Source organism: Streptomyces sp. CMB-StM0423 (assembly GCF_002847285.1).
Lineage (GTDB): Bacteria > Actinomycetota > Actinomycetes > Streptomycetales > Streptomycetaceae > Streptomyces.
This window is the reverse complement of record NZ_CP025407.1, coordinates 2,603,610-2,625,950: the sequence shown is the minus strand read 5'-3', so window position 1 is coordinate 2,625,950 and position 22,341 is coordinate 2,603,610. Positions and strand designations below refer to the sequence as shown.

Annotated in this window: 23 protein-coding genes; 11 read left to right on the top strand and 12 right to left on the bottom strand. The window is 72.6% G+C overall.

Annotated elements, in window-relative coordinates:
• Window positions 1-62: 62 nt before the first annotated feature.
• A complete protein-coding gene (locus CXR04_RS11080) occupies window positions 63-1,073 on the bottom strand; it encodes an aldo/keto reductase (protein ID WP_101421676.1) in 1,011 nt (336 codons plus the stop codon).
• A 152-nt stretch (window positions 1,074-1,225) separates the two neighbouring features.
• Window positions 1,226-2,032, bottom strand: coding sequence for a GntR family transcriptional regulator (locus CXR04_RS11075; protein ID WP_173534882.1), 807 nt, complete (start codon window positions 2,030-2,032; stop codon window positions 1,226-1,228).
• Between the two features lie 317 nt (window positions 2,033-2,349).
• Here CXR04_RS11075 and CXR04_RS11070 point away from each other — a divergent pair, with 317 nt between their 5' ends.
• The 5 genes from CXR04_RS11070 to CXR04_RS11050 all read left to right on the top strand — a co-directional run bounded on the left by CXR04_RS11070 (window position 2,350) and on the right by CXR04_RS11050 (window position 8,270).
• On the top strand, window positions 2,350-3,636 hold the full coding sequence (locus tag CXR04_RS11070; RefSeq protein ID WP_101421675.1) for an extracellular solute-binding protein: 1,287 nt from the start codon (window positions 2,350-2,352) through the stop codon (window positions 3,634-3,636).
• Window positions 3,637-3,726: 90 nt separating this feature from the next.
• Window positions 3,727-4,713 carry a carbohydrate ABC transporter permease gene (locus CXR04_RS11065; RefSeq protein ID WP_101421674.1) on the top strand — a complete coding sequence of 329 codons (987 nt, stop codon included), beginning with the start codon at window positions 3,727-3,729 and terminating at the stop codon, window positions 4,711-4,713.
• The gene (locus CXR04_RS11060; RefSeq protein WP_101421673.1) at window positions 4,710-5,540 is read left to right on the top strand and encodes a carbohydrate ABC transporter permease; all 831 of its coding nucleotides are present in this window, start codon (window positions 4,710-4,712) and stop codon (window positions 5,538-5,540) included. The genes CXR04_RS11065 and CXR04_RS11060 overlap by 4 nt, the downstream gene beginning before the upstream one ends.
• Window positions 5,541-5,600: 60 nt before the next feature.
• Complete coding sequence (locus tag CXR04_RS11055; RefSeq protein WP_101421672.1) at window positions 5,601-7,172, top strand: glycoside hydrolase family 3 protein; 1,572 nt, start codon at window positions 5,601-5,603, stop codon at window positions 7,170-7,172.
• A 48-nt stretch (window positions 7,173-7,220) separates the two neighbouring features.
• The gene (locus tag CXR04_RS11050) at window positions 7,221-8,270 is read left to right on the top strand and encodes an SIS domain-containing protein (protein WP_101421671.1); all 1,050 of its coding nucleotides are present in this window, start codon (window positions 7,221-7,223) and stop codon (window positions 8,268-8,270) included.
• Window positions 8,271-8,339: 69 nt separating this feature from the next.
• Here CXR04_RS11050 and CXR04_RS11045 read toward each other — a convergent pair whose 3' ends face one another.
• Window positions 8,340-9,092 (bottom strand): SDR family oxidoreductase, encoded by a 753-nt coding sequence (locus CXR04_RS11045; RefSeq protein ID WP_101421670.1) that lies wholly within the window; start codon window positions 9,090-9,092, stop codon window positions 8,340-8,342.
• Window positions 9,093-9,172: 80 nt separating this feature from the next.
• On the opposite strand from CXR04_RS11045, the gene CXR04_RS11040 reads away from it, so the two are divergent.
• A complete protein-coding gene (locus CXR04_RS11040) occupies window positions 9,173-9,805 on the top strand; it encodes a TetR/AcrR family transcriptional regulator (RefSeq protein WP_101421669.1) in 633 nt (210 codons plus the stop codon).
• Between the two features lie 393 nt (window positions 9,806-10,198).
• Entirely contained in the window at window positions 10,199-11,680 is a 1,482-nt protein-coding gene (locus CXR04_RS11035; protein ID WP_101421668.1) for a PAS domain-containing sensor histidine kinase, read from the top strand.
• Window positions 11,681-11,925: 245 nt separating this feature from the next.
• Here the strand turns inward: CXR04_RS11035 and CXR04_RS11030 are convergent, their stop codons facing one another.
• Together CXR04_RS11030 and CXR04_RS11025 are read right to left on the bottom strand one after the other, a co-directional pair.
• Window positions 11,926-12,183, bottom strand: coding sequence for a WhiB family transcriptional regulator (locus tag CXR04_RS11030; RefSeq protein WP_101421667.1), 258 nt, complete (start codon window positions 12,181-12,183; stop codon window positions 11,926-11,928).
• A gap of 316 nt (window positions 12,184-12,499) precedes the next feature.
• A complete protein-coding gene (locus CXR04_RS11025) occupies window positions 12,500-13,468 on the bottom strand; it encodes a diacylglycerol/lipid kinase family protein (protein ID WP_101421666.1) in 969 nt (322 codons plus the stop codon).
• A gap of 80 nt (window positions 13,469-13,548) precedes the next feature.
• On the opposite strand from CXR04_RS11025, the gene CXR04_RS11020 reads away from it, so the two are divergent.
• Window positions 13,549-14,187: a hypothetical protein gene (locus tag CXR04_RS11020; protein WP_101421665.1), complete on the top strand. Its 639-nt coding sequence runs from the start codon at window positions 13,549-13,551 to the stop codon at window positions 14,185-14,187.
• A 171-nt stretch (window positions 14,188-14,358) separates the two neighbouring features.
• Here CXR04_RS11020 and CXR04_RS11015 read toward each other — a convergent pair whose 3' ends face one another.
• The 5 genes from CXR04_RS11015 to CXR04_RS10995 form a co-directional block, all read right to left on the bottom strand.
• Window positions 14,359-15,198: a SigB/SigF/SigG family RNA polymerase sigma factor gene (locus tag CXR04_RS11015; RefSeq protein ID WP_234380170.1), complete on the bottom strand. Its 840-nt coding sequence runs from the start codon at window positions 15,196-15,198 to the stop codon at window positions 14,359-14,361.
• Window positions 15,199-15,218: 20 nt separating this feature from the next.
• On the bottom strand, window positions 15,219-15,632 hold the full coding sequence (locus CXR04_RS11010) for an anti-sigma regulatory factor (RefSeq protein ID WP_027753975.1): 414 nt from the start codon (window positions 15,630-15,632) through the stop codon (window positions 15,219-15,221).
• 304 nt (window positions 15,633-15,936) lie between these two features.
• Window positions 15,937-16,905: a 1-aminocyclopropane-1-carboxylate deaminase/D-cysteine desulfhydrase gene (locus CXR04_RS11005; protein WP_101421664.1), complete on the bottom strand. Its 969-nt coding sequence runs from the start codon at window positions 16,903-16,905 to the stop codon at window positions 15,937-15,939.
• A gap of 73 nt (window positions 16,906-16,978) precedes the next feature.
• On the bottom strand, window positions 16,979-17,215 hold the full coding sequence (locus CXR04_RS11000; protein WP_037740986.1) for a hypothetical protein: 237 nt from the start codon (window positions 17,213-17,215) through the stop codon (window positions 16,979-16,981).
• 91 nt (window positions 17,216-17,306) lie between these two features.
• Entirely contained in the window at window positions 17,307-18,200 is an 894-nt protein-coding gene (locus CXR04_RS10995) for a LysR family transcriptional regulator (protein WP_101421663.1), read from the bottom strand.
• A gap of 149 nt (window positions 18,201-18,349) precedes the next feature.
• Here CXR04_RS10995 and CXR04_RS10990 point away from each other — a divergent pair, with 149 nt between their 5' ends.
• The 3 genes from CXR04_RS10990 to CXR04_RS10980 all read left to right on the top strand — a co-directional run bounded on the left by CXR04_RS10990 (window position 18,350) and on the right by CXR04_RS10980 (window position 20,842).
• Window positions 18,350-19,264: an EamA family transporter gene (locus CXR04_RS10990; RefSeq protein WP_234380169.1), complete on the top strand. Its 915-nt coding sequence runs from the start codon at window positions 18,350-18,352 to the stop codon at window positions 19,262-19,264.
• A 131-nt stretch (window positions 19,265-19,395) separates the two neighbouring features.
• Complete coding sequence (locus CXR04_RS10985) at window positions 19,396-20,511, top strand: winged helix DNA-binding domain-containing protein (RefSeq protein WP_101421661.1); 1,116 nt, start codon at window positions 19,396-19,398, stop codon at window positions 20,509-20,511.
• Between the two features lie 85 nt (window positions 20,512-20,596).
• Window positions 20,597-20,842: a hypothetical protein gene (locus CXR04_RS10980; protein WP_101421660.1), complete on the top strand. Its 246-nt coding sequence runs from the start codon at window positions 20,597-20,599 to the stop codon at window positions 20,840-20,842.
• 43 nt (window positions 20,843-20,885) lie between these two features.
• Here CXR04_RS10980 and CXR04_RS10975 read toward each other — a convergent pair whose 3' ends face one another.
• Complete coding sequence (locus tag CXR04_RS10975) at window positions 20,886-22,037, bottom strand: peptidoglycan recognition protein family protein (RefSeq protein WP_234380168.1); 1,152 nt, start codon at window positions 22,035-22,037, stop codon at window positions 20,886-20,888.
• Window positions 22,038-22,206: 169 nt separating this feature from the next.
• A complete protein-coding gene (locus CXR04_RS36405) occupies window positions 22,207-22,338 on the bottom strand; it encodes a hypothetical protein (RefSeq protein ID WP_267898186.1) in 132 nt (43 codons plus the stop codon).
• Window positions 22,339-22,341: the final 3 nt, after the last annotated feature.

The window sequence follows — 22,341 nt, the reverse complement described above, 5'->3', positions numbered from 1 at the left end:
AGGCGCGCTGCGGCCGGGGGAGAGCGCCGGGGCCGGGTGCCGTGCCGGGCCCCGGCGGGGGCTCAGCGGTCCCCGGGGTCGGTGGCGATCACGCTGTACGGGTACGGCCGCGGCAGCGCGCTCGCCTCGCCGAGACGGGCGGTCTGCTCCGGCGTCAGCTCCCAGTCGGAGGACGGCAGCGTCGTGGTGAGCTGCTCGGTGGTGCGGGCGCCGATGATGGGGGCGGTGACGCCGGGGCGCCGCAGCAGCCAGTTGACGGCGACCTGGGCGGCGGGGCGGCCGGTCTCCCCGGCCACGGCGTGCAGCGCGTCCAGCGTCCGCCAGGTGCGCTCCTCACCCGCGTACGCGCTCCACGACTCGCTCCAGCCCATCCGCTCCGCGGTCTCCACCCGGCTGCCCGCGGCGGGCGCGTCGGTGCCGCGCCGGATCGACCCGGCGAGCCAGCCGCCGCGCAGCGGGCTCCACGGGATGACGCCCAGGCCCTCGTTGCGGCAGACGTCGAGCAGCTCCCACTCGGTCGAGCGGTCCAGCAGGTTGTACAGCGGCTGGAGGCAGGTGAAGGGCTCCCAGCCGTGCGCCCTGCTGAGGTCGATCGCCTTCTGCAACTGCCAGCCGGTGACGTTGCTGGCGCCGATGTGGCGCACCTTGCCGCCGGTGACCAGGGTGTCCAGCGTGGCCAGGGTCTCCTCCAGCGGCGTGGCCGGGTCCCAGGCGTGGATCTGGTACAGGTCGAGGTAGTCGGTGCCGAGCCGGCGCAGGCTGGCGTCGATGCCGGCGAGGATGTGCTTGCGGCCCAGGCCGCGGTCGTTGGGCCCGTCTCCGGTGGCGTAGCGGACCTTGCTCGCGACCACGAAGTCCTCGCGGTCGCGGCCCGCGAGCCAGCGTCCCGTGATCGACTCGGAGTCGCCGCCGGCGTAGATGTCGGCGGTGTCGATGAAGTTGCCGCCCGCCTCGGCGAACATGTCGAGGATCGCGTGGCTGGTCTTCTCGTCGGCCTCCCGGCCGAAGGTCATCGTGCCCATGCAGAGCTCGCTGACGCGGAGCCCGGTGTTGCCCATGAAGCGGTAGCGCACGGCGGGTGCCTTTCTGTCGCGGCGGGGGACGGGACGGCGGGAAGGGGGTACGGCCGGCATCCCCCTGGGCGCACACGTGCGCGCGGGCGGGTACGGCGGCACACAGCGGCGGCGGACCCGGCACCGGGCCGGGGCCGCCGCCGCGCGGTCGCTCAGCCCACCGGGCGGCGGAGGCGGGCGACGAACTTGTAGCGGTCGCCGCGGTAGACCGAGCGGACCCACTCCACCGGCTCGCCGTGGGTGTCGACCGAGTGGCGCGAGAGCATCAGCATCGGCAGGCCCGTGTCCGTACCCAGCAGGCCCGCCTCGCGGGGCGTGGCCAGCGAGGTCTCGATGGTCTCCTCGGCCTCGGCCAGGTGGACGTCGTAGACCTCGGCGAGCGCGGTGTAGAGCGAGGAGTGCTTGACCAGGCTGCGGCGCAGCGCGGGGAAGCGCTTCGCGGACAGGTGGGTGGTCTCGATGGCCATCGGCTCGCCGTTGGCCAGGCGCAGCCGCTCGATGCGCAGCACCCGCCCGCCGGGGGTGATGTCGAGCCGCTCGGCGAGCTGGTCGCCGGCGGTGACGTAGCCGATGTCCAGCAGTTGCGAGGTGGGTTCGAGGCCCTGGGCGCGCATGTCCTCGGTATACGAGGTCAGTTGGAGGGCCTGCGACACCTTGGGCTTGGCCACGAACGTGCCCTTGCCCTGGATCCGCTCCAGCCGACCCTCCACGACCAGCTCCTGCAGCGCCTGGCGCACGGTCGTACGGGAAGTGTCGAACTCGGAGGCGAGCGTGCGCTCCGGCGGCACCGGGGTGCCGGGAGGCAGGGTCTCGGTCATCTCCAGCAAATGCCGCTTGAGCCGGTAGTACTTCGGCACGCGGGTGGTCCGCCCGGTGCTTCCCCCGGCACGTCCCGGCTCGTCGGCTGCCGGTACCGTCGCAGCCGACGTTCCCTCGGCCGGTCCGGCGTTCGTCCTCATGACTCCTCCGTCTGGTAGCGGCTCACATCCTGGCACGGCTCGTCACCCGTCGGTGCACTCGCGGGGTGACGGGATAGCTCACATGTCGGTCCGGTAACGGAAGCCGAACCAGCAGGCCGCACACCCTTGACACCCTCATTGGTCTAGGCCAGGCTTCGTTCCACGATTGGTCCAGACCAAGACCGTCAACCTGGTCTAAACCATTAAAGACCACAAGTCCACTCCACGGGCAGGGTCCGGGCGCAAGGACTTTTCGGTGGCGAATCGCTGGCGAAAGACGGCAGGGGGGCGTGGGCCGGCATGTTGAGGAGGGTGACGTGAAGCGCACGGCGGTAGCGGTGCTGGCGGCGGCTGGCCTGGTGGCAAGCCTCGCCGCCTGCGGTTCTGACGATGGTGACGAAGAGAGCGACAAGGGCGGTGGCACCAAGTCATTCAAGGGCGAGACGCTCACCTTCTGGGCCATGGACGGCTCGACCCCGGACGACTGGCTGAAGGACGTCCAGGCCGAGTTCGAGAAGAAGACGGGCGCCAAGCTCGAATACAAGGTGCAGCAGTGGAACGGAATTCAGCAGAAGCTGACCACCGCGCTGTCCGAGGAGAGCCCGCCCGACGTGGTCGAGGTCGGCAACACCCAGACGCCCGCCTACGCGGCGACCGGCGGCCTGGCCGACCTGACCGGGCTGAAGGACGAGATCGGCACCGAGTGGACCGAGTCCCTCAACGAGTCGTCGGTCTACGAGGGCGCGCAGTACGCGGTGCCGTGGTTCTTCGCCAACCGCGTGGTGATGTACAATAAGTCGATCTTCAAGGAAGCCGGCATCACGGAGATCCCCAAGACCCGTGACGACCTCTTCGCGGCGTTCGACAAGATCGAGAAGAACACCGACGCCGAGCCGGTCTACATGCCCGGCCAGAACTGGTACTTCTTCGACGGCCTGCTCATCGGCCAGGACGCCGAGCTGGTGAAGCAGGACGGCGACAAGTGGGTCTCCAACCTCTCCGACCCCAAGGTCGGCCAGGCCATGGAGATCTACAAGCAGTACGCCGACTACTCCGAGGCGCCCAAGGACAAGGACGAGGCCACCCCGCAGCAGGGCGAGGTCTTCGGCAAGGGCAAGACCGGCGCGATCATCGGCATGGGCTGGGAGTCCGGCATCGCCGTCGAGGCGAGCAAGGACAAGAACTTCGAGAAGGAGATCGGCTACTTCACCATCCCCGGTGAGACCGCCGACACCCCCGAGAGCGTCTTCCTCGGCGGCTCCAACCTGGCCGTCGCCGCGGGCAGCGAGAAGCAGGAACTGGCCCAGGAGTTCCTGAAGATCGTGCTCTCCGACAAGCACGAGGGCGCCCTCGCGGCCGCCAACGGCGTGATCCCCAACAAGGACTCGCTGCTGTCGAAGCTGGAGGGCAACGAGGCGGCCGAGGCCGCGGCGCCCGCCGCCGCCGTCGGCGGCACCACGCCGCTCATCCCGGAGTGGGGCGCGGTGGAGAACACCCCCAACCCCATCAAGTCCTACATGACCGCCTACCTCAACGGTGACTCCCACGAGGACGCCGCGAAGTCGGTCGAGGACGACCTGAACGAGCGCCTGGCGCAGGAGTAAGCGTCATCGTGCGGGCGGGACCGGGTACGACCCGGCCCCGCCCGCACCCGCGGGTCCGAAACCACCTCGTCCCGAAGAGATCGCCGCATCATGACTGTGCAGATACCGAGGCCGGCAGCCGAGAAGGCCAGAGGCCGCGCCCGTACGACACCACCCCCACCGCCCGGACGCCACCGCAAGGCCCAGGGCTCCGCCGGCGCCCTCCCGTACCTGCTGCTCCTGCCCGCGCTGGCGATCACCACCGTGCTGCTCGGCTACCCGCTGGTGAAGAACGGCATCCTGTCGTTCCAGAAGCTGGGCATGAAGGAGCTGATCCAGCACCTCACCGAGTGGAACGGCTTCGACAACTACACCGATGTCCTCGGCGGCGAGGACTTCTGGCGCGTCACGCTCCGGACGGTGCTCTTCACCGCCGTCAACGTCACGCTCATCATGGTGCTCGGCACCCTCGTCGGGCTGCTGCTCGCCCGGCTCGGCCGCAAGATGCGGCTGACCCTGCTGATGGCGCTCGTGCTCGCCTGGGCCATGCCCATCATCGCCGCCACCACCGTCTACCAGTGGCTGTTCGCCGAGCGCTACGGCGTCGTCAACTGGATCCTGGACAAGCTCGGCTGGCACTCCATGGCCGACTACTCCTGGACCAGCAGCCAGTTCTCCACCTTCTTCGTGATCACGGTGATGCTCGTCTGGACGTCGATCCCGTTCGTGGCGATCAACCTCTACGCCGCCACGACCACGATCGCCAAGGAACTGTACGAGGCCGCGGGCCTCGACGGCGCCGGCGCCTGGCGCACGTTCACCTCGGTGACCTTCCCCTTCATCAAGCCGTTCCTGCTCGCCACCACGTTCCTGGAGATCATCTGGATCTTCAAGGCGTTCCCGCACGTCTACGCGATCAACGGCGGCGGCCCCGACCGGCTCACCGAGACGCTCCCCGTCTACGCCTTCGTCGAGGGCGTCGGCAACCAGCACTACGGCATGGGCGCGGCGATCTCCGTGCTCACGATCCTGGTCCTGATGGGGCTGACGTCGTACTACATCCGCATGGTCATGAAGCAGGAGAGGGAAGACTCGTGAGGCGCTCGTTCATCGGCCGCTTCTGGCCCAACGCGACGGCCATGGTGCTGTTCGTCATCTTCCTCTTCCCCGTGTACTGGATGTTCGCCACGTCGTTCAAGCCGACCGGCGACATCATCAGCGAGGATCCGGTCTGGTTCCCGATGGACCCGACCTTCGAGCACTACCGCACGGCCTTCGACGCCGACAACTTCTGGAACTTCTGGAAGAACTCGCTCACGGTGACCCTGCTGGCGGTCGGCTTCTCGCTGCTCATCGCCCTCATCGCGTCCTTCGCCCTGGCGCGGATGCGCTTCCGGGGCCGTACCGGCATCATCCTGATCTTCATGTTCGCGCAGATGGCGCCCTGGGAGGTCATGGTCATCTCGGTGTACATGCTGGTGCGCGACGCGGACATGCTGAACAGTCTGGTGCCGCTCACGCTCTTCTACACCGTGATGGTGCTGCCGCTGACCATCCTGACGCTGCGCACCTACGTGGCCGCGGTGCCCAAGGACCTCGAAGAGGCGGCCATGGTCGACGGCGCCACCCGGGTCCAGGCGTTCCGCAAGGTGATCTTCCCGCTGCTGGCGCCGGGCCTCATGGCCACCTCGCTCTTCGGCTTCATCACCGCCTGGAACGAGTTCCCGATGGTGCTGGTCCTCAACAAGGAGGCCGAGGCGCAGACCCTGCCGCTGTGGCTGTCCCAGTTCCAGACCCAGTTCGGCGACGACTGGGGTGCCACCATGGCCGCCGCGTCGCTGTTCGCCCTGCCCATCCTGCTGCTCTTCCTGTACCTGCAGCGGAAGGTCACCTCCGGCCTCACCGCCGGTGCCGTGAAGGGCTGACGTACCACCTCGTAAGCTGCGGCGGAACCACCCGCCGCGGGAAGGGACAGCACGACGGCCATGACGACACTCGCAGGGAGCACCGACACCCTGACCCGGGACGCCCTCGCCGTACTGCAGCCGAGCTTCCTGGGCACCACGCCCCCGGACTGGGTACTGCGCCGCCTCGACGAGGGGCTGACCGGCGTCGGGCTCTTCGGCCGCAACATCGAGAACCCCGAGCAGGTCGCCCGGCTCACCGCGCGGCTGCGCGCCGCCAGGACCGACGTGCTGGTGGCGATGGACGAGGAGGGCGGCGACGTCACCCGCCTTGAGGTGCGCACCGGCTCCTCGTTCCCCGGCAACCTCGCCCTCGGCGCGGTCGACGACCCCGGGCTGACCCGGGCCGTCGCCCGCGAGCTGGGCCGCCGGCTCGCCGAGGTCGGCGTCAACCTCGACTGGGCGCCGTCCGCCGACGTCAACTCCAACCCCGGCAACCCGGTCATCGGCGCGCGCTCCTTCGGCGCGGACCCCGCGCTCGTCGCCCGGCACACGGCCGCGTACATCGAGGGCCTCCAGGACGCGGGCGTCAGCGCCTGCGCCAAGCACTTCCCCGGCCACGGCGACACCAACGTCGACTCGCACCACGCCATGCCGCGCATCGACGTCCCCGTCGACGTGCTGCGCGAGCGCGAGCTGGTGCCGTTCCGGGCCGCGATCGCGGCCGGCACCAAGGCCGTGATGAGCGCGCACATCCTGCTGCCCGCGCTGCGCACCGACGTGCCCGCCACGGTCAGCCCCGCGGTGCTCACCGGCCTGCTGCGCGCCCCCGTCGCCGACGGCGGGCTCGGCTTCACCGGCCTGATCATCACGGACGCGCTGGAGATGCAGGCCATCGCCGCGACGTACGGCATCGAGGGCGGTGCCGTACGGGCCGCCGCGGCCGGTGCCGACGCGATGTGCATCGGCGCCCGCGGCGACGAGGAGATCGTGCTGCGCACCCGCGACGCCCTGGTGGCCGCGGTGCGCAGCGGTGACCTGCCCGAGGAGCGGCTCGCCGATGCCGCTGCCCGGGTACGGGCGCTGGCGGCCTGGTCGGCGTCAGCGGCGTCCGGCGCGGTGGAGGGGATCGCGCCGGACCCCGGCGTCGGCCAGGCCGCGGCCCGTCGGGCGCTGCGCGTCACGGGGGCGGCGGGCTACGAGCCGCCGGCCGGGCCGGTGTACGTCGCCGGGTTCACGCCGGTGGCCAGCATCGCGGTGGGGCAGGAGACCCCGTGGGGCGTCGGCGCGGAGCTGGAGCGCGCGCTGCCCGGCACCGAGTCCGCGGTCTTCGACGGCTCGGCGCTGGGCGCCGCCGCCGGCGGTGGCGGCAGGGCGGCGAGCCGGGAGGGTTTGTCGGCGCTGACGGCAAATGTGCTCGCGGCGGCGGGTGATCGTAGGATCGTCGCAGTGGTGCGCGACGTCCACCGCCACCCCTGGATGGCGGACGCGCTCGACGCCCTGCTCGCCGCCCGTCCCGACACCGTCGTGGTGGAGATGGGTGTGCCGCAGGCGCCGCCGCGCGGGGCGCCGCACATCGCGACACACGGTGCCGCCCGCGTCTGCGGGCGCGCCGCCGCGGAGGTCATCACCGGCAAGGGCGCCGGGGCCTGACCGCCACCCGCCCGTACCACCTGACACCGCATTACGGAGGCACCCCGCATGACTGCCGCCCAGCCGGGCCGGATCATGGCCGGCGAGATGGCCGAACAGCCCGAGGCCCTGCGCCGCGTCCTGGCGCACGGCGCCCCGGAGATCCGCAGGGTCGCCGGGGCGATCGCGGCCCGCTCCCCGCGCTTCGTCCTGCTGACCGCGCGGGGCACGTCGGACAACGCCGCGCTGTACGCCAAGTACCTGCTGGAGGTCCGGCTCGGGCTGCCGTGCGGGCTGACCTCGATGTCCACCACCACGGCGTACGAGGCCAAGCCGGACCTCACCGACGTGCTGGTGATCACAGTCAGCCAGTCCGGCGGCTCGCCCGACCTCGTCGCCTCCACGCAGGCCGCCCGCGAGGCCGGCGCGATCACGCTGGCCGTGACCAACAACCCGGACTCGCCGCTGGCCGGCGTCAGCGAGTACCACATCGACGTCCAGGCGGGCCCGGAGAAGGCGCTGCCCGCGACCAAGACGTACACCGCCTCGCTGCTGGCGCTCTACCTGTTCGTGGAGGGCATGCGCGGCGGACAGGGTGAAGCGGCGGCGGTGCTGCCGGAGCTGGCCGGGCAGATCCTCGCCCGGCAGGACGAGGTGAAGGCCCTGGCGCAGCGCTACCGCTTCGCCGAGCGGATGGTCCTCACCTCGCGCGGCTACGGCTATCCGACGGCCAAGGAGGCGGCGCTGAAGCTGATGGAGACGTCGTACATCCCGGCGCTCTCCTACTCCGGCGCGGACCTGCTGCACGGGCCGCTGGCCATGGTCGACAACGTCTCGCCGGTCATCGCCATCGTCACCGACGGCCGCGGCGGCGAGGCGCTGCAGCCCGTCCTCGACCGGCTGCGGGACCGTGGCGCCGACCTCGTCGTCATCGGCCCGCAGGCGCAGGTCGACGCCGCCGCGGGGGGCTTCGCCCTGCCCACGGCGGGCGTGGCGGAGGAGGTGCAGCCGATCCTGGAGATCCTGCCGCTGCAACTGCTCGCGTACGAGGTCACCATCGCCCGCGGCCAGGACCCGGACGCCCCGCGCTCGCTGGCGAAGGTCACGGAGACCCGCTGAGCACCTGATCGCGTACGGGCGACGGCCCCGGCTCCCTCGCGGAGCCGGGGCCGTCGCCTTTCGCACGGGCTACAGCAGCACGCCGCCGGAGACGTCGACGTACGCGCCCGTGAGCACCTTGGCGTCACCGGAGACCAGATACGCCACGGTGTCCGCGACCTCGCTGACGTCCGGGATCCGGCCGAGCGGCGACATCGCCGCCATGCCCGCCTTCGCGTCGTCGTTGTCGCGCAGCCAGGCCGCGTTCATGTCGGTGTCCAGGGCGCCGGGCGCGACGGCGTTGACGGTGATGCCCCGCTCGCCCACGGACTTCGACAGGAACTTGGTGAAGGCGTCGACCGCGCTCTTCGTCATCGTGTACGCCAGCAGCGTCGGCATCAGCGCGGCGTGCGTGGCCACCGTGGAGACGTTGACGATGCGCCCGCCGTCCCGCAGCCGGGACAGCCCCAGCTTGGTGACGAAGAACGGCGCCTTGGTGTTCACCGCGAACAGCCGGTCGAAGTCGGCCTCGTCGGTGTCCTCGATGAGCGCCTGGAGTGCCACCCCCGCGTTGTTGACGAGGATGTCGAGCCCGTCCGCGTGCCGGTCGAACTCCGCCCACAGCGCCGCCGCGTCGCCCGGCACGCCCAGCTCGGCCCTGATCGCGAACGCCTCGCCGCCGGCCGCCTCGATCGCGGCGACGGTCTCCTTCGCCGCCGCCTCGTTGCTGCCGTAGTGCACGGCGACCCGTGCGCCGTCCCGCCCCAGCCGCTCCGCGATCGCCCTGCCGATCCCGCGGCTTGCGCCCGTGACCAGTGCCGTCCTGCCGGTGAGCGCGCCCATGGCTGCGCCCCCCTTTCTGTAAAGGTCGCTACAGAAAGGACCGTATCATATTGTCTAGCGGGCGCTATAGAATTGTTTCCATGGCCACCAAGCAGCGCGGGCGCCCCCGCTCCTTCGACCGCGACGAAGCGCTGGAGAAGGCCCTGTACGCCTTCTGGAGGCACGGCTACGAGGCCACCTCCGTCGCCGACCTCACCCGCGTCCTCGGCATCGGCGCGCCCAGCCTGTACGCCGCCTTCGGCGACAAGAAGGCGCTCTTCGACGCCGCCGTCGAGGCGTACGCGACGACCGACAACGGCACGTTCATCGACCGCGCGATGGCCGAGGAGCCCACCGCCGTCGCCGCCTTCACCCGCATCCTGCGCGAGGCCGCCGTCGGGTACACCGCGCCGGACCACCCCCGCGGCTGCATGGTGCTCAGCGTCGGCGTGAGCGCCACCACCCCCGAGGTGGTGACCAAGATGCGCGAGCTGCGCGCCCTCAACCTCGCCGCCATGACCGCGCGCGTCCAGGCCGACGTGACCGCGGGCGTGCTGCCGCCCGGGACCGACGCGGAGAAGCTCGCGACCTACGCCGGGGCCGTCCTCCAGGGCATGTCCTCCCAGGCCAGGGACGGTGCCGACCGGGAGCTGCTGCAACGGGTGGCGGAGGTCGCCGCGGCGGGCTTCACGGCGTCGGCGGCGGACGGCCAAGTCGGTGCGTCCGGGGCGTAGACAGCCGGGAGTGGTCTAGTCCACAATGCTTGTCAGGCTTCCGCCCCTTCCGCACGACGGGGCGGAACGAGGCCCGAGACGTTCTCTGCCCTGACTGCGTCCCGGCCTCCTCACCGGTTGCGACGCCGCGGGGCCGCACACTTCGCGGCGCGCGCACCGGTGCTTGGCTCCGGGCCGCGGTGCCGGACGGGTTGAGGGTCCCGGTCCAGGCACCGCGGCCCGAAGTGCGTGATGGCCCGTGGCCCGCACCGCGGGCGCCGGCGGCTTCGCCGCGGCGCGCGGCCCGGCCGTGGCGGCCGGCGCACGTACGGCCGTCCCGCCTCCGGCCCGCTGTCGCCGAGGCGGGCTTCGGGTGCTTCGGGGCGCCGCCGGTAGGCTCCAGGTGTGCCGTCCATGAACGAACTCGTCCGCCGGCACACGGCGCTGAGCGAGACCGACCTGGAGTGGCTGCACCTCCTCGTATCGGAGTGGCAGTTGCTCGCCGACCTGTCCTTCGCCGACCTCGTGCTCTGGGTCCCGACCGTCGACGGCGCCCGCTACGTCTCCGTGGCCCAGATGCGCCCGAACACCGGCCCCACCTCGTACCAGGACGACATGGTCGGCCACACCGTCCCGCGCGGCCGGCGCCCCATGCTCGACGCGGCCCTCGACGAGGGCCGGATCGTGCGCGAGGGCGACCCGGAGTGGCGCGAGGAGGTGCCCGTACGGATCGAATCCATCCCCGTGCGCCGGGAGAGCCGCGTCCTGGGCGTCATCGCCCGCAACACCAACCTGCTGACCGTGCGCACCCCCAGCCGGCTGGAGCTGACGTATCTGCAGAGCGCCTCCGACCTCGCGCAGATGATCGCCGCGGGCGCGTTCCCCTACCCCGGGCAGCAGGGCGACACGGAGACCTCGCCGCGGGTCGGCGACGGCCTCATCCGGCTCGACGCGGAGGGCATCGTGCAGTACGCCTCGCCCAACGCGCTCTCCGCCTACCACCGCCTCGGCCAGGCCGCCGACCTCGTCGGCCGGCACCTCGGCCAGGCCACCTCGGAACTGGCCGTCAGCAAGGAGCCGGTGGACGAGGCGCTGGTCAAGCTCGCCAGCGGGTGGGCGCCGCGGGAGGCGGAGGTGGAGGGCAACGGCGGCGTCATCCAGTTGCGTACGATCCCGCTGAAGCCGCGCGGGACGCGCATCGGGTCGCTGGTGCTGCTGCGCGACGTCACCGAGATCCGGCGGCGCGAACGCGAGTTGATGACCAAGGACGCCACGATCCGCGAGATCCACCACCGGGTGAAGAACAACCTGCAGACCGTCGCCGCCCTGCTGCGGCTGCAGTCGCGCCGGCTGGCCGCCGAGGACCCCGACGGGCGGGCGCGGGCGGCGCTGGACGAGGCGGTGCGGCGGGTCGGCTCGATCGCCATCGTGCACGAGACGCTGTCGCAGAACCTCGACGAGACCGTGGAGTTCGACGAGATCGCCGACCGGGTGGTGGCGATGGTGGCGGAGATCAACCCGGGCCGGGTGACGGGCCGCCGCACCGGCCGCTTCGGCGTGCTCAAGGCGGAGGTCGCCACGCCGCTGTCCATGGTGCTGACCGAGGTGCTGCAGAACGCCCTGGAACACGGCTTCGGGCCGGGGGAGTCGGGGCGCGTGGAGGTCACCGCGCTGCGCTCCAGCGGGCGGCAGGACAGCCGGCTGCTGGTCACCGTGCAGGACGACGGGCGGGGGCTGCCGGAGGGGTTCGACCCGGCGACGTCCGGGAGCCTCGGGCTGCAGATCGTACGCACGCTGGTCGAGGGGGAGTTGGCGGGCACGTTTTCGATGGCGCGGGCGCCGGAGGGGGGCACGCGGGTGGTGTTCGACATTCCCGTGCAACCCGAAAAGCGCTGACGCGCCGGGGCGTTGCGGGTACGGAAGTGGACGGCACGGGTTGACGGGGGCGTAGCCCTTTACGGCGACACGGCGGCGGCACGCATCGGTCACGCGGCGGCATCGGAGCAGCAAAAAGCCCCGGGCCATCTGGCTCCGGGGCTCTGCGGTGACTCGTGGTGCGGCTTTGCGGCTGCTGCGCTGCGGCTCGGGGAGAGCGGCGCCGTGGGACCCACGGCGCCTTCGCGCATCCGGGGGGTGTCGGGTCAGGCGCTGGCCCTGCGCGCCCGGTTGCGCGCGGCGCGGCGCTTCATCGCGCGGCGCTCGTCCTCGCTGAGGCCACCCCAGACACCGGAGTCCTGACCGGACTCCAGCGCCCACTGCAGGCACTGCTCCATCACGGGGCAGCGACGGCAGACGGCCTTGGCTTCCTCGATCTGCAGCAGAGCAGGACCGGTGTTGCCGATCGGGAAGAAGAGCTCGGGGTCTTCCTCGCGGCAAACGGCGTTGTGACGCCAGTCCATGACTGCTCCATCTCTTCGCGTTGCTGTCAGTTGCTTGTGAATGTGAACGCTTTCACGAATCCTCCGACAAGTGAAGGGGTCGTACCAGGTTTCTGGTGTGACCTTCAGCATGTGGAGGGGGCGAGTGCGTCGGAGGCAGGTCCCCTGAAGGGAGGCGCTCCGACCGCCATGAAGAGGTTCGCAAACCTCAGCTTCGGATACAACCCCTTCCGGGAAGTTTCTTTGGATTCCTTGGTCTCAGTTGACAAAGGACCCCACTTCCAGGGGGTGAGGCGCAGCCTAAACGTTCGACTGGAAGGACTTTCGGGCCTTCCACTCACACAATCACACGCAGTGCGCGCCGTACGCCTGTGAAGGTCACGCTCGTACGCAGCCCTAGGTGGTCACCGTCCATCTGGAAGGGCAGTGGGGCCTGTGATTCCAAGGTGAAGTCGGTGAGATCGTGCAGGGACACCGCGTGCTTGCCGTGCGGCCCGCGCTCCGGCGACGAGGTGAGCAACTGGGTGCCGTAGCGCAGCAGCGACGGGGTGGAGAGCCGGGCGAGTCCGAGCACGTCGAGGGCGGTGTCGAAGGACGCGCCGGGGGTCGCGTAGAGGGGGCGGTTGCCCAGGTAGCTCCACGGCGAGGTGTTGCAGACGAGCGACAGCACCAGGCCCTCGACGGGGTCCTCGGCCGGGCGCCGCAGCGTGATCGCGCCGCGCCTGCGGTCGCCCTCGCCGAGCCACTGGCGCAGCAACTGCCGTACGTAGAGCGGGTGGGTGGACTTCTTGCCGCGCTCGCGCTTCTGCTCGACGCGGCCGACGACGCCCGCGTCGAACCCCATGCCCGCGCAGAACGTGAACCAGCGAGCCGGCGCGCCCTCGTCGTCGGTGTCCGGGGTGCCGGAGGCGAGCCCGAGGCCGACGGTGCGCTCGCTGCCGGAGTGCATGGCGTCGAGCAGCGCGCCGGTGGCCTCGACGGCGTCGTTGGGCAGGCCGAGGGCGCGGGCGAAGACGTTCGTGGAACCGCCGGGCACGACGGCGAGCCGGGGCAGCTCCTCGGGCGCGGGGCCGCGGTGCAGCAGGCCGTTGACGACCTCGTTGACGGTGCCGTCGCCGCCGAGGGCGACGACGATGTCGACTTCGCCGCTGTCCGCCGCGTGCCGGGCGACGTCGCGGGCGTGGCCCCGGTACTCGGTGGTGACCGTCTCCAGCTTCAGGTCGCTGGCGAGTGCGTGGATCAGCACGTCGCGGGTCCGGGCACTGGTGTCGGTGGCGGCGGGATTCACCACGAGGAGCGCACGCATGGCATGCAGGTTACCTACCGAAAAGTAGAGGGGCCCAGCCCCGGCGTAGCGGGCACCGGGGCCCCAGTAGGCTGGAGAGCATGAGCGGAACGCAGGGCCGGGGCGGGCGGAAGCAGGCGGCCGGGCCCGAGCGGGACAAGAGGGCCGGGACCGGGCGGAAGCCCGCGGCCGCGAAGAACACCGGGGCCGGCGAGGCCGCGAAGGAGACCGGGGCCGCCAAGGCGGGCAAGGCGAGCAAGGCGGACCAGGCAGGCAAGGCCGCGGAGGACGCGAAGGCCGGAAAGGCCGCGGAGGACGGGGCCGGGAAGGCCGCCGAGGAGAAGGGGCCGCGGCCGCCGCGGGTGACCGTCGCTGCCGTGCTGACCGCGGTCGAGGGGATCGTCATCGCGGCCCTCGGGGGCTACGAGCTGGTACTCGGGATCGTCGGCGAACCGGACAGCACCCGCCAGGCCGTCTTCGGCGGGCTCACCGTGCTGGCGCTCGCCGTGCTGCCGCTGGCCGCCGCGCACGGGCTGTGGCGGCAGCGCCGCTGGAGCCGGGGGCCTTCCATGATTACGCAGATCCTGGCGCTGCCGGTGGCCTTCGCGATGGTGTCGACGGGCGGCACGATGCTCGCGCTGGGGCTCGCGCTGGGCGCGGTCGCGGTCGGGGCGCTCGTATGCGTGCTCAGCCCGAGCACGGCGGAGGCGCTGGGCGTGGGCCCGAGCCGGACGGCGTAGCACCGCGGCACGGCCGGGGGAGGGGCGTACGCCCCCGTACGGCCCCGCCGTGCGGCCCGTACGGCACGAAGACCCCCTTCGCCGCCCTTGCATCCTCCGGGGATGCCCAGGGCGCCGGAGAACGGCGCACGGCGCCTCGCGGGTCACGGCGGGGCGCACGCGCCCCGCCGCTCACTCCTCGACGAGCAGCCGCTCGCGCAACTGCGCCAGCGTGCGTGCCAGTAGCCGGGAGACGTGCATCTGCGAGATGCCGACCTCCTGGGCGATCTGGGACTGGGTCATGTTCCCGAAGAAGCGGAGCAGCAGGATCTTCTTCTCCCGCGGCGGCAGCTCCTCCAGCAGTGGCTTGAGGGACTCGCGGTACTCGACGCCCTCCAGGGCGTCGTCCTCCGCGCCGAGGGTGTCGGCGACGGCCGGCGACTCGTCGTCGGTGTCGGGGACGTCGAGGGAGAGGGTGGAGTACGCGTTCGCCGACTCCAGGCCCTCCAGGACCTCTTCCTCGGAGATGTTGAGCTTCTGCGCCAGCTCGTGCACCGTCGGGGCCCGGCCGTGCAACTGGGAGAGCTCGGCGGTGGCGGAGGTCAGCGACAGCCGCAGCTCCTGCAGCCGCCGCGGCACCCGCACCGCCCAGCCCTTGTCGCGGAAGTGACGCTTGATCTCGCCGACGACCGTGGGAGTCGCATACGTCGAGAACTCCACGCCGCGGTCGGGGTCGAAGCGGTCCACGGACTTGATCAGGCCGATGGTGGCGACCTGCGTGAGGTCGTCCAGCGGCTCGCCGCGGTTGCGGAAGCGCCGGGCGAGGTGCTCCACGAGCGGCAGGTGCATCTGCACGAGGGCGTTCCGCAGCTCGGCGTGCTCGGAGGAGTCCGCGGGCAGCTTGCGCAGCTCGTAGAACATCGCCCGCGCGCCGCTGCGGTCCTGCGGTTCACGCCTGTCGTGCTGCTGCAGTCCGTCCATGTGGTCCGCCCGCTCTCGCTCCGCCGCGGCCAGCCGGCCCTCGTCTCGCATCGGAACGCCCCTGACGTACGTCACGTCAGCCCCGGCGCCGCGCCGCGCTCCTTGAGCAGGCTGATCGTGACCGTGCGGTCGTCCCCCACGGTCGCGTCCACCCTGCCGGCGAGCGCGGACAGCACGGTCCACGCGAAGGTGTCGCGCTCGGGCGCCCGGCCGTCTGTGGTCGGTGCCGACACCGTCACCAGCAGCGCGTCGTCCCCGAGCTGGAAGACGCAGGTGAGTACGGAGCCGGGAACGGCTTGCTGGAGGAGGATCGCGCAGGCCTCGTCGACCGCGATGCGCAGATCCTCGATCTCGTCGAGCGTGAAGTCCAGGCGGGCAGCGAGCCCTGCCGTGGCGGTGCGGAGCACCGATAGGTACGCCCCCGCAGCCGGCAGCCGGACTTCGACGAAGTCCTTCGGACTGGGCTCGCCTTCGAACTGGGACACCCTCACCTCCAAGGTGCGTGGCGACTCTCTGCCATGGGAACGCCGGCCTGCCCCCCGTCACTGGGAGTAACGGACCGGCGTGGCAAATCGTTCGCCTGCGACGCTACCGCGTGCGATGAGCTGCTGTCTCCTGGTCCGGAGAAGGCCACCCCATCCCGCGGCTGTCACTAATAGTAAACCCTGATTACGCTCCGTGGCTAGGGCTTTTCTCGTCCCAATTCCCGTGCGGTCACTCCGGGTTGCCATTATGGCAGGGCCCGCCGACAACCGCCGACCGGCTTCCCTCGTCCGGGCGACACCCGCGTCAGCCGGTGACGACCGCCGCGACCGCCGAGCCGCGCGGGAACGCACCGTCGGCGGCGAGGGCGACGACGGCGTAGAGCATCTTGGCGACGTACACCGGTTCGGGGGCGAGGCCGTGGCGGGCGGCGAAGTCGGCGGCGAAGGCGTCGAGTTCGGGGGTGGTGCGGGCGAAGCCGCCGAAGTGGAAGCCGTCCGCGAGGCGCCAGTCGCCGCGCCGGCCGCCGAACGCCGCGGTCTGCAGCCGCTCGACATCGGCGCCGAGGAAGCCGCCCTTGAGGACGGGTATGCCGATCGCCCGTGTGCCCGCGGGCAGTCCGGCGGCCAGGCCCGCGAGCGTGCCGCCCGTGCCGCAGGCGACGACGGCGGTCTGCGCTTCGCCTGCGAGCTCGCGGCCGAGTCCGGCGCAGCCGCGTACCGCCGCGGCGTTGCTGCCGCCCTCCGGGATGAGCTGGAAGTCGCCGAAGTCGGCGCGCAGTTCGGCGTGGAAGGCGGGGTCCGTGCGCCGCCGGTACGTCGCGCGCGGCACGAAGCGCAGCCGCATGCCGTCCGCCGCGGCCCGCGCGAGGGAGCCGTTGAGCGGGCGGTCCGCCAGCTCGGCGCCGCGGACCACGCCGATGGTGCGGATGCCGAGCAGCCGGCCCGCGGCGGCGGTGGCCCGCAGGTGGTTGGAGTACGCGCCGCCGAACGTCAGCAGCGGACGGTCGTCCCCGCCGGGGGAGCCGGCCGCGCGTGCCTCCAGGTTCGGCACCAGCTTGCGCCACTTGTTGCCCGGCAGCGCCGGGTGGATCAGGTCGTCCCGCTTGAGCAGCAGCCGGACGCCGCGGGCGGCGAGGCGGTCGTCGGCGATCTCCTCCAGCGGCGAGGGCAGCCGGGGCCGGAGCGCGGCGAGCCGCCCGCCGGAGGGTGGGCCGGCGGGCGGCTGGTCGTCGGGCCGCGGGGCTGCGGGCCCGGTGGGCTCCGGTGCGTACACGGGACGCTGTTCGGTGGCCGGTCGGGGCCGGTGCCGGGCGCTCGGCCCGGAGCGCCGCGGGGCCCGTCCCGGCTCAGCCGCGGGTGAGGAAACCGTCGCCGTGCTGGGCGATGTGGGCGTGGACGGCCTGGAGGGCGTCCTGCACCTCCTGCGGCGAACCGCTGCCCCGCTGCTCGTTGAAGTAGGCCGCACCGAGCCGGCGCAGGAGGGCCTGGCCCTCGCGCTGCGCCTGCACCTCCCCGACCTTCTCCTTGCCCTGGTTCAGCGCGGTCTCCGCCTTCTCCTTCGCGCGGTCGAGAAAGCCTGCCATGAGTGTCTCCTGACGTATTGCCTGACGTTTGGGGTGAATTCTTCCGCTGTTACCGCTATGGGCCCAAGTATCCCGCGCGTTTCTTAATGGATCAACGGCTGCCGGGGCCCGTCGGTTCCTGGGCGGCTTCCCCGGCGACCCGGTGCGCAAGCATCAGCAGCGCGGGAACCGCCGGGTGGCCGGGCGGGTCCCGCCAGGCCAGCACCACCGGGACGGCGGGCGCACCGGTCAGCGGGACGTAGGCAACCGAGTGATGGCGGTGCGCCTGCGCGGTGGCCGTAGTGGTGACGCCCACGGCGCGTCCCGCGGCGATGGCGGCGAGCCAGTCGTCGGTGTTGGCGACCTCGACGGTGCGGCGCGGACGGTGCCCCTGCGGCCAGAGTGCCGGGGTGGTGATGCCGGAGACGGTGTTGACGGCCAGCGGCAGGTGGGCGAGGTCGGCGAGGGCGAGGGGCCCGCGGCCGGGGGCGGCGAGCGGGCTGTCCGCGGGCACGGCGGCGACGCGGGGCTCGGTGCGCAGCAGTTCGGTACGGGCCCGGCAGCCGGCGGCGGGCGCGCGCAGCAGGGCGACGTCGACGCGGCCGCGGGCCAGGCCCGCGCAGCGGTCGTCGATGCGCAGCAGCTCCAGCGGCACGCCGGGGTGCTCCTCGTCCCAGCGGCGCAGCAGGGCGGTGGTCTCGTCGCCGAGGGCGGCCCAGGAGTGGCCGAGGCGCAGGGGGCGTACGACGAGTCCCGCCGGGTCCAGCGCGGCGTCCGCCGCGGCGACGGCGGCGCGGGCGCGGTCGAGGAACGCGCGGCCCTCGCGGGTCAGCTCCAGGTGGTGGGTGGAGCGGTCGACGAGGAGCACGCCCATGTGGTCTTCCAGGCGGCGCAGGGTGCGGGAGACGGTGGGCTGGCCGGCACCGAGCCGGGCGGCGGCGCGGGTGATGCTGCCCTCCTCGGCGATGGCGAGGAAGGCGCGCAGGTGCCGCAGCTCCACCGTCATGCTTCGGCAGCATAATCGCAGCCGGTTATGCATTTCACGTAGGGAGCGCGTGCTCGTAGCGTGGGGGCGTGACCTCCCAGAGCCCCGGTCCCGCCGCTTCCGCTCCTGCTGCCGCTTCCGCTTCTGTCACCGCCCCTGCCTCGGGCCCCGTGCCCGCCGGCACGGCCGCCGCGGGGGTACGTGCCGGGCGGCTCGGCGGCGGTGCCCGCGGGCGGCTGGGCGGTGTCGCGCTGGTGGTGACCGGCGCGCTGTCCACGCAGTTCGGCGCCGCGGTCGCCGCACTGCTGTTCCCGCGGGCGGGCGCGCTGGGCGTGGTGACGCTGCGGCTGACGCTCGCCGCGGCCCTGCTGATGCTGATCTTCCGGCCCCGGCTGCGGGGCCACTCGCGGGGCGACTGGGCCGTGCTGTGCGGCTTCGGCGTCGCGCTGGGCGGCATGAACCTGGCCATCTACCAGGCCATCGACCGGATCCCGCTGGGCGCCGCGGTCACGCTGGAGGTGCTCGGGCCGCTGACGCTGTCCGTGCTCGCCGGCCGGCGGGTGGCGAGCCTGCTGTGGGCGGCGCTGGCGCTGGGCGGGGTGATGCTGCTGAGCGGCGGCGGCTTCGGCGGCCTGGACCCGGTGGGCGTCGCGTTCGCTCTCGGCGCGGGCTGCATGTGGGCGACGTACATCCTGATGAGCGCACGGGCCGGGGCGCGCTTCCCGCGGGCGGACGGGCTGGCGATCGCGATGTCGGTGGGCGCGGTGATCAGCCTGCCGGTCGGGGTGGCGAGTGCGGGGAGCCGGCTGGTGGACCCGGCGACGCTGGGGCTGGGCCTGGTGGTGGCGGTGATGTCGTCGGGGCTGCCGTACGCGCTGGACCAGTTCGCCCTGCGCCGGCTGCCCGCCGCGACGTTCGCGCTGATGATGAGCCTGGCGCCGGCGGTCGCGGCGCTCGCCGGGTACCTGGTGCTGGACCAGGGGCTCACGGCGGTGCAGTGCGCGGCGATCGGCATGGTGATCGCGGCGAGCATCGGCGCGGTACGGACGACGCCGCGGCCCGCGGCGCAAGCGGAGGACGGCTAGCGGGGCGGCCGGCAGCCGGTACGCGCCTCTTGCTGCTCCTGCCGTTGCCGCCGCCGGTACGGCGGGCGGCCGGGCCGTCGGCGGATCACCGGTGGCATGCTCGTACGCCTGCACGACGAAAGGGAACGCGCATGACCTCGCCCGGCACCGTCCTCGACGCCCGCGCGCTGGGCCGCGCCCTGCTGCACCGGCAGTGGCTCGTCGAGCGGCACGAGGCGCCGCCGCTGGACGCCGTCGAGCATCTCGTGGCGCTCCAGGCGCAGTCCGGCGACGCCCCGTACTACCAGCTCTGGAGCCGGCTCGCGGGCTTCGGCACCGACGACCTTTCGGCGCTGCTGACCGGCCGGCAGGCGGTGCGGGTGGTCATGATGCGCGGCACGATCCACCTCGTCAGCGCCCGCGACGCGCTGCGGCTGCGGGCCGTCGTGCAGCCGTACCTCGACAGGACGCTGCTCGCCACCACCGCGGGCCGCAAGGTCCCCGGGCTCGACCCGCCCGAGCTGGCCGACGCGGCTCGCACGGCGCTGGCCGCCGGGCCGCTGCACAACGACGAACTGGGCGCGCGGCTCGCCGCCCGCTGGCCGGACGCGGAGCCGAACGACCTGGCGTACCTGGCCCGTTCGCTGCTGCCGCTGGTGCAGGTGCCGCCGCGCGGGGTCTGGGGCGAGAGCGGCGGGCTCGTGTACGCCCACGCCGACCAGTGGCTCGGCGCCTCCTCCGCCACCGACACCGCGGCGGACGAGACCGTGCTGCGCTATCTCGCCGCCTACGGGCCCGCCTCGGCCGCCGACGCGCAGAAGTGGCTGTCGCTGACCCGGCTCAAGGTGGTCTTCGACCGGCTGCGCCCGCGGCTCGTGACGTACCGGGACACGACGGGGCGGGAGCTGTTCGACCTCGCCGGCACCGAACTGCCCGACCCCGCCGCCCCGGTGCCGCCGCGGCTCCTCGGCCCGTTCGACAACGTGCTCCTCGCACACGCGGACCGCACGCGGATCATCGACAAGGCCGACGAGCGCCGGGTGTTCACGGCGAACGGCATCGTCCGAGGCACCATGCTGCTCGACGGCCGCGTCGCGGGCGTCTGGCAGCCGGAGCTGAAGCGGACCTCGGCCGCCGTCGAACTCCGGCCGTTCACGGCCCTGTCCGGCGCCGACAAGGACCGGCTGGCGGCGGCGGCCGCGGACCTGCTCGCCTTCGCCGCCCCGGAGGCGGAGAAGACGGAGGTCAGGTTCGCGGCACCCGGCTAGCCGCCCCGGGCCGCCCGGCAGGCCCCGGCCTGCTCAGTCGAGGAGGTCCCGCAGCGCGCCCGCGCGGCTGCGGGAGTTCCATGAGTTGCGGGAGGACGCGCTCGCGGAACGGCTGGCCGAGGAGACCCACGCCCCGGACCGCGACATCGCCCCGCAGGCCGCCGCCGCGCAGTTCGGCGGTGCGCACCGGATGCTGTTCGCCGAGACCGTCCGTCGCACCCTCGCGGGCGAGGACGCCGACAGCGTGGCAACCGCGCCTGAGGCCGCCGCCGAGCGGGTCTTCGGCTTCCTGGAGCCCTCCCTCGCCGGCTACGCGATACGGGAGGGGTGACAGGCGCCGCGGCGGTGCGCGGCACCGGGGGCGCCGCCCCGCCTCACGCGGTCATGAACTCCTCGCGGACGATCCCGCCCGCCGTGGCGCACCACGTGGCCACGTCCATCGCGCCCGTCGCGGGCAGCCCGTGCAGCTCCTGCATCTCGGCCACCGCCTTCGTCGTCGGCCCGTTGTACTTGCCCGTGGCCTTCGCCAGATGCAGCTTGCGCACCAGCATCTGCTGCACCGCGAGCACCGCCTCCCCGCTGTGGCCCGTGCTCACCGGCACCGTCAGGGCCTCCCACGTGGCGTTGTCCAGCGTGCCGTCCTCCGCGGCCGGCAGCCCCATCGTGCGCTGGAAGGTGTGCACCGCCTCCAGCGTCTCCGGCCCGTACGCGCCGTCCGCCTTCAGCTCGTACCCGTACGCGCGCAGCAGCCGCTGCGCCATCTCGACCGTGCCGCCCTTGCTGGACGTGTACGTGTCGGGCCAGGTGCGCTCCGGGATCTCGTCCGGGCCCTGGCCCAGCACCTGCGCCACCTGCCGGCGCAGCGCCGGGAACTCGCGGTAGAACAGCGCGCCCGGGCACTGGGTGTCGTTGAAGTCCCAGTGGCCGAAGATGCGGTCCGCGCCGAAGCCGTACTGCGTGCCGATCGTCACGCACAGCCGCTGCAGCGAGAACACCAGCGCGGCCGGCGGGGTGTCGTTGACGTAGTGGCCGTCGTTCTCGATGCCGATGGCGCGCCTGTTCTCGCCGACCGCGTGCGCGCTGACGACCTGGTGGCCGCCGTCGGCCAGCGCCTCCAGGCTTTGGTGGCGGCCCTCCAGGACGTAGCCGCCGCGGCTGATGGTGAAGTGCTGGCCGCTGTCGATCCAGCCGTTGTCGTCCATGTGCAGATCCTGGATCTTGCGCGCCATGAAGACCGCGGCCTCGTACGAGTAGTCCGTGGTGTTCGGGAAGGCGGTGTGGTGGACGACGATCTTCGTTGTGGTGCCGGACGAGAGGGAGACGGTGCCGCCGGGCGGCCGGGCGCCCCAGTCCCCGGTGCCGATCACGTACGACGGGTCGTCGGCCGTCCGGCGCAGCGAGGCGCCGCCGTCGGCCGCGGCGCTGCCGCCGAGCAGCAGCGCGCCGCCCCCGCCGGCGACGAGCACGGCGCCGGCGCCGGCCTTGAGCGCGGTTCGCCGGGAGACATACACGGGCCCAGGTCGCATGGCGGTCCTCTCGCGGTTCGGCACGCTGCTCCGTGTACGTATGTGCAACGGACACCCTGTTTATCCGACCGCGTGTGCCAATGTCCAGACCGCCAAGGTCAGTTGCGCCCGGAACCGGCCCCGCCGCTCAGCCGCCGCACCGCCCCGCCGCACGCCCGCTCTCGCCCGCTCAGCCGCCCGGCTGCCAGGGCGGCGTCTGCCCCCACTCCCACTTCGGCATCGGGCCCGCAGTGGGCGGCGGTTCTCCGGCGGAGTAGACGAGCGCCATCCGCGTACCCCACTCGACGTAGTACGAGAACACCCC

Coding starts and splice junctions, on each gene's coding strand:
- CXR04_RS10975 (WP_234380168.1), bottom strand. CDS start 22,037: ATGCGACCTGGGCCCGTGTATGTCTCCCGGCGAACCGCGCTCAAGGCC.
- CXR04_RS11075 (WP_173534882.1), bottom strand. CDS start 2,032: ATGAGGACGAACGCCGGACCGGCCGAGGGAACGTCGGCTGCGACGGTA.
- CXR04_RS11040 (WP_101421669.1), top strand. CDS start 9,173: ATGGCCACCAAGCAGCGCGGGCGCCCCCGCTCCTTCGACCGCGACGAA.
- CXR04_RS11065 (WP_101421674.1), top strand. CDS start 3,727: ATGACTGTGCAGATACCGAGGCCGGCAGCCGAGAAGGCCAGAGGCCGC.
- CXR04_RS11055 (WP_101421672.1), top strand. CDS start 5,601: ATGACGACACTCGCAGGGAGCACCGACACCCTGACCCGGGACGCCCTC.
- CXR04_RS10995 (WP_101421663.1), bottom strand. CDS start 18,200: ATGACGGTGGAGCTGCGGCACCTGCGCGCCTTCCTCGCCATCGCCGAG.
- CXR04_RS11030 (WP_101421667.1), bottom strand. CDS start 12,183: ATGGACTGGCGTCACAACGCCGTTTGCCGCGAGGAAGACCCCGAGCTC.
- CXR04_RS11015 (WP_234380170.1), bottom strand. CDS start 15,198: ATGCGAGACGAGGGCCGGCTGGCCGCGGCGGAGCGAGAGCGGGCGGAC.
- CXR04_RS11050 (WP_101421671.1), top strand. CDS start 7,221: ATGACTGCCGCCCAGCCGGGCCGGATCATGGCCGGCGAGATGGCCGAA.
- CXR04_RS11020 (WP_101421665.1), top strand. CDS start 13,549: ATGAGCGGAACGCAGGGCCGGGGCGGGCGGAAGCAGGCGGCCGGGCCC.
- CXR04_RS11045 (WP_101421670.1), bottom strand. CDS start 9,092: ATGGGCGCGCTCACCGGCAGGACGGCACTGGTCACGGGCGCAAGCCGC.
- CXR04_RS11025 (WP_101421666.1), bottom strand. CDS start 13,468: ATGCGTGCGCTCCTCGTGGTGAATCCCGCCGCCACCGACACCAGTGCC.
- CXR04_RS11000 (WP_037740986.1), bottom strand. CDS start 17,215: ATGGCAGGCTTTCTCGACCGCGCGAAGGAGAAGGCGGAGACCGCGCTG.
- CXR04_RS11035 (WP_101421668.1), top strand. CDS start 10,199: ATGAACGAACTCGTCCGCCGGCACACGGCGCTGAGCGAGACCGACCTG.
- CXR04_RS10985 (WP_101421661.1), top strand. CDS start 19,396: ATGACCTCGCCCGGCACCGTCCTCGACGCCCGCGCGCTGGGCCGCGCC.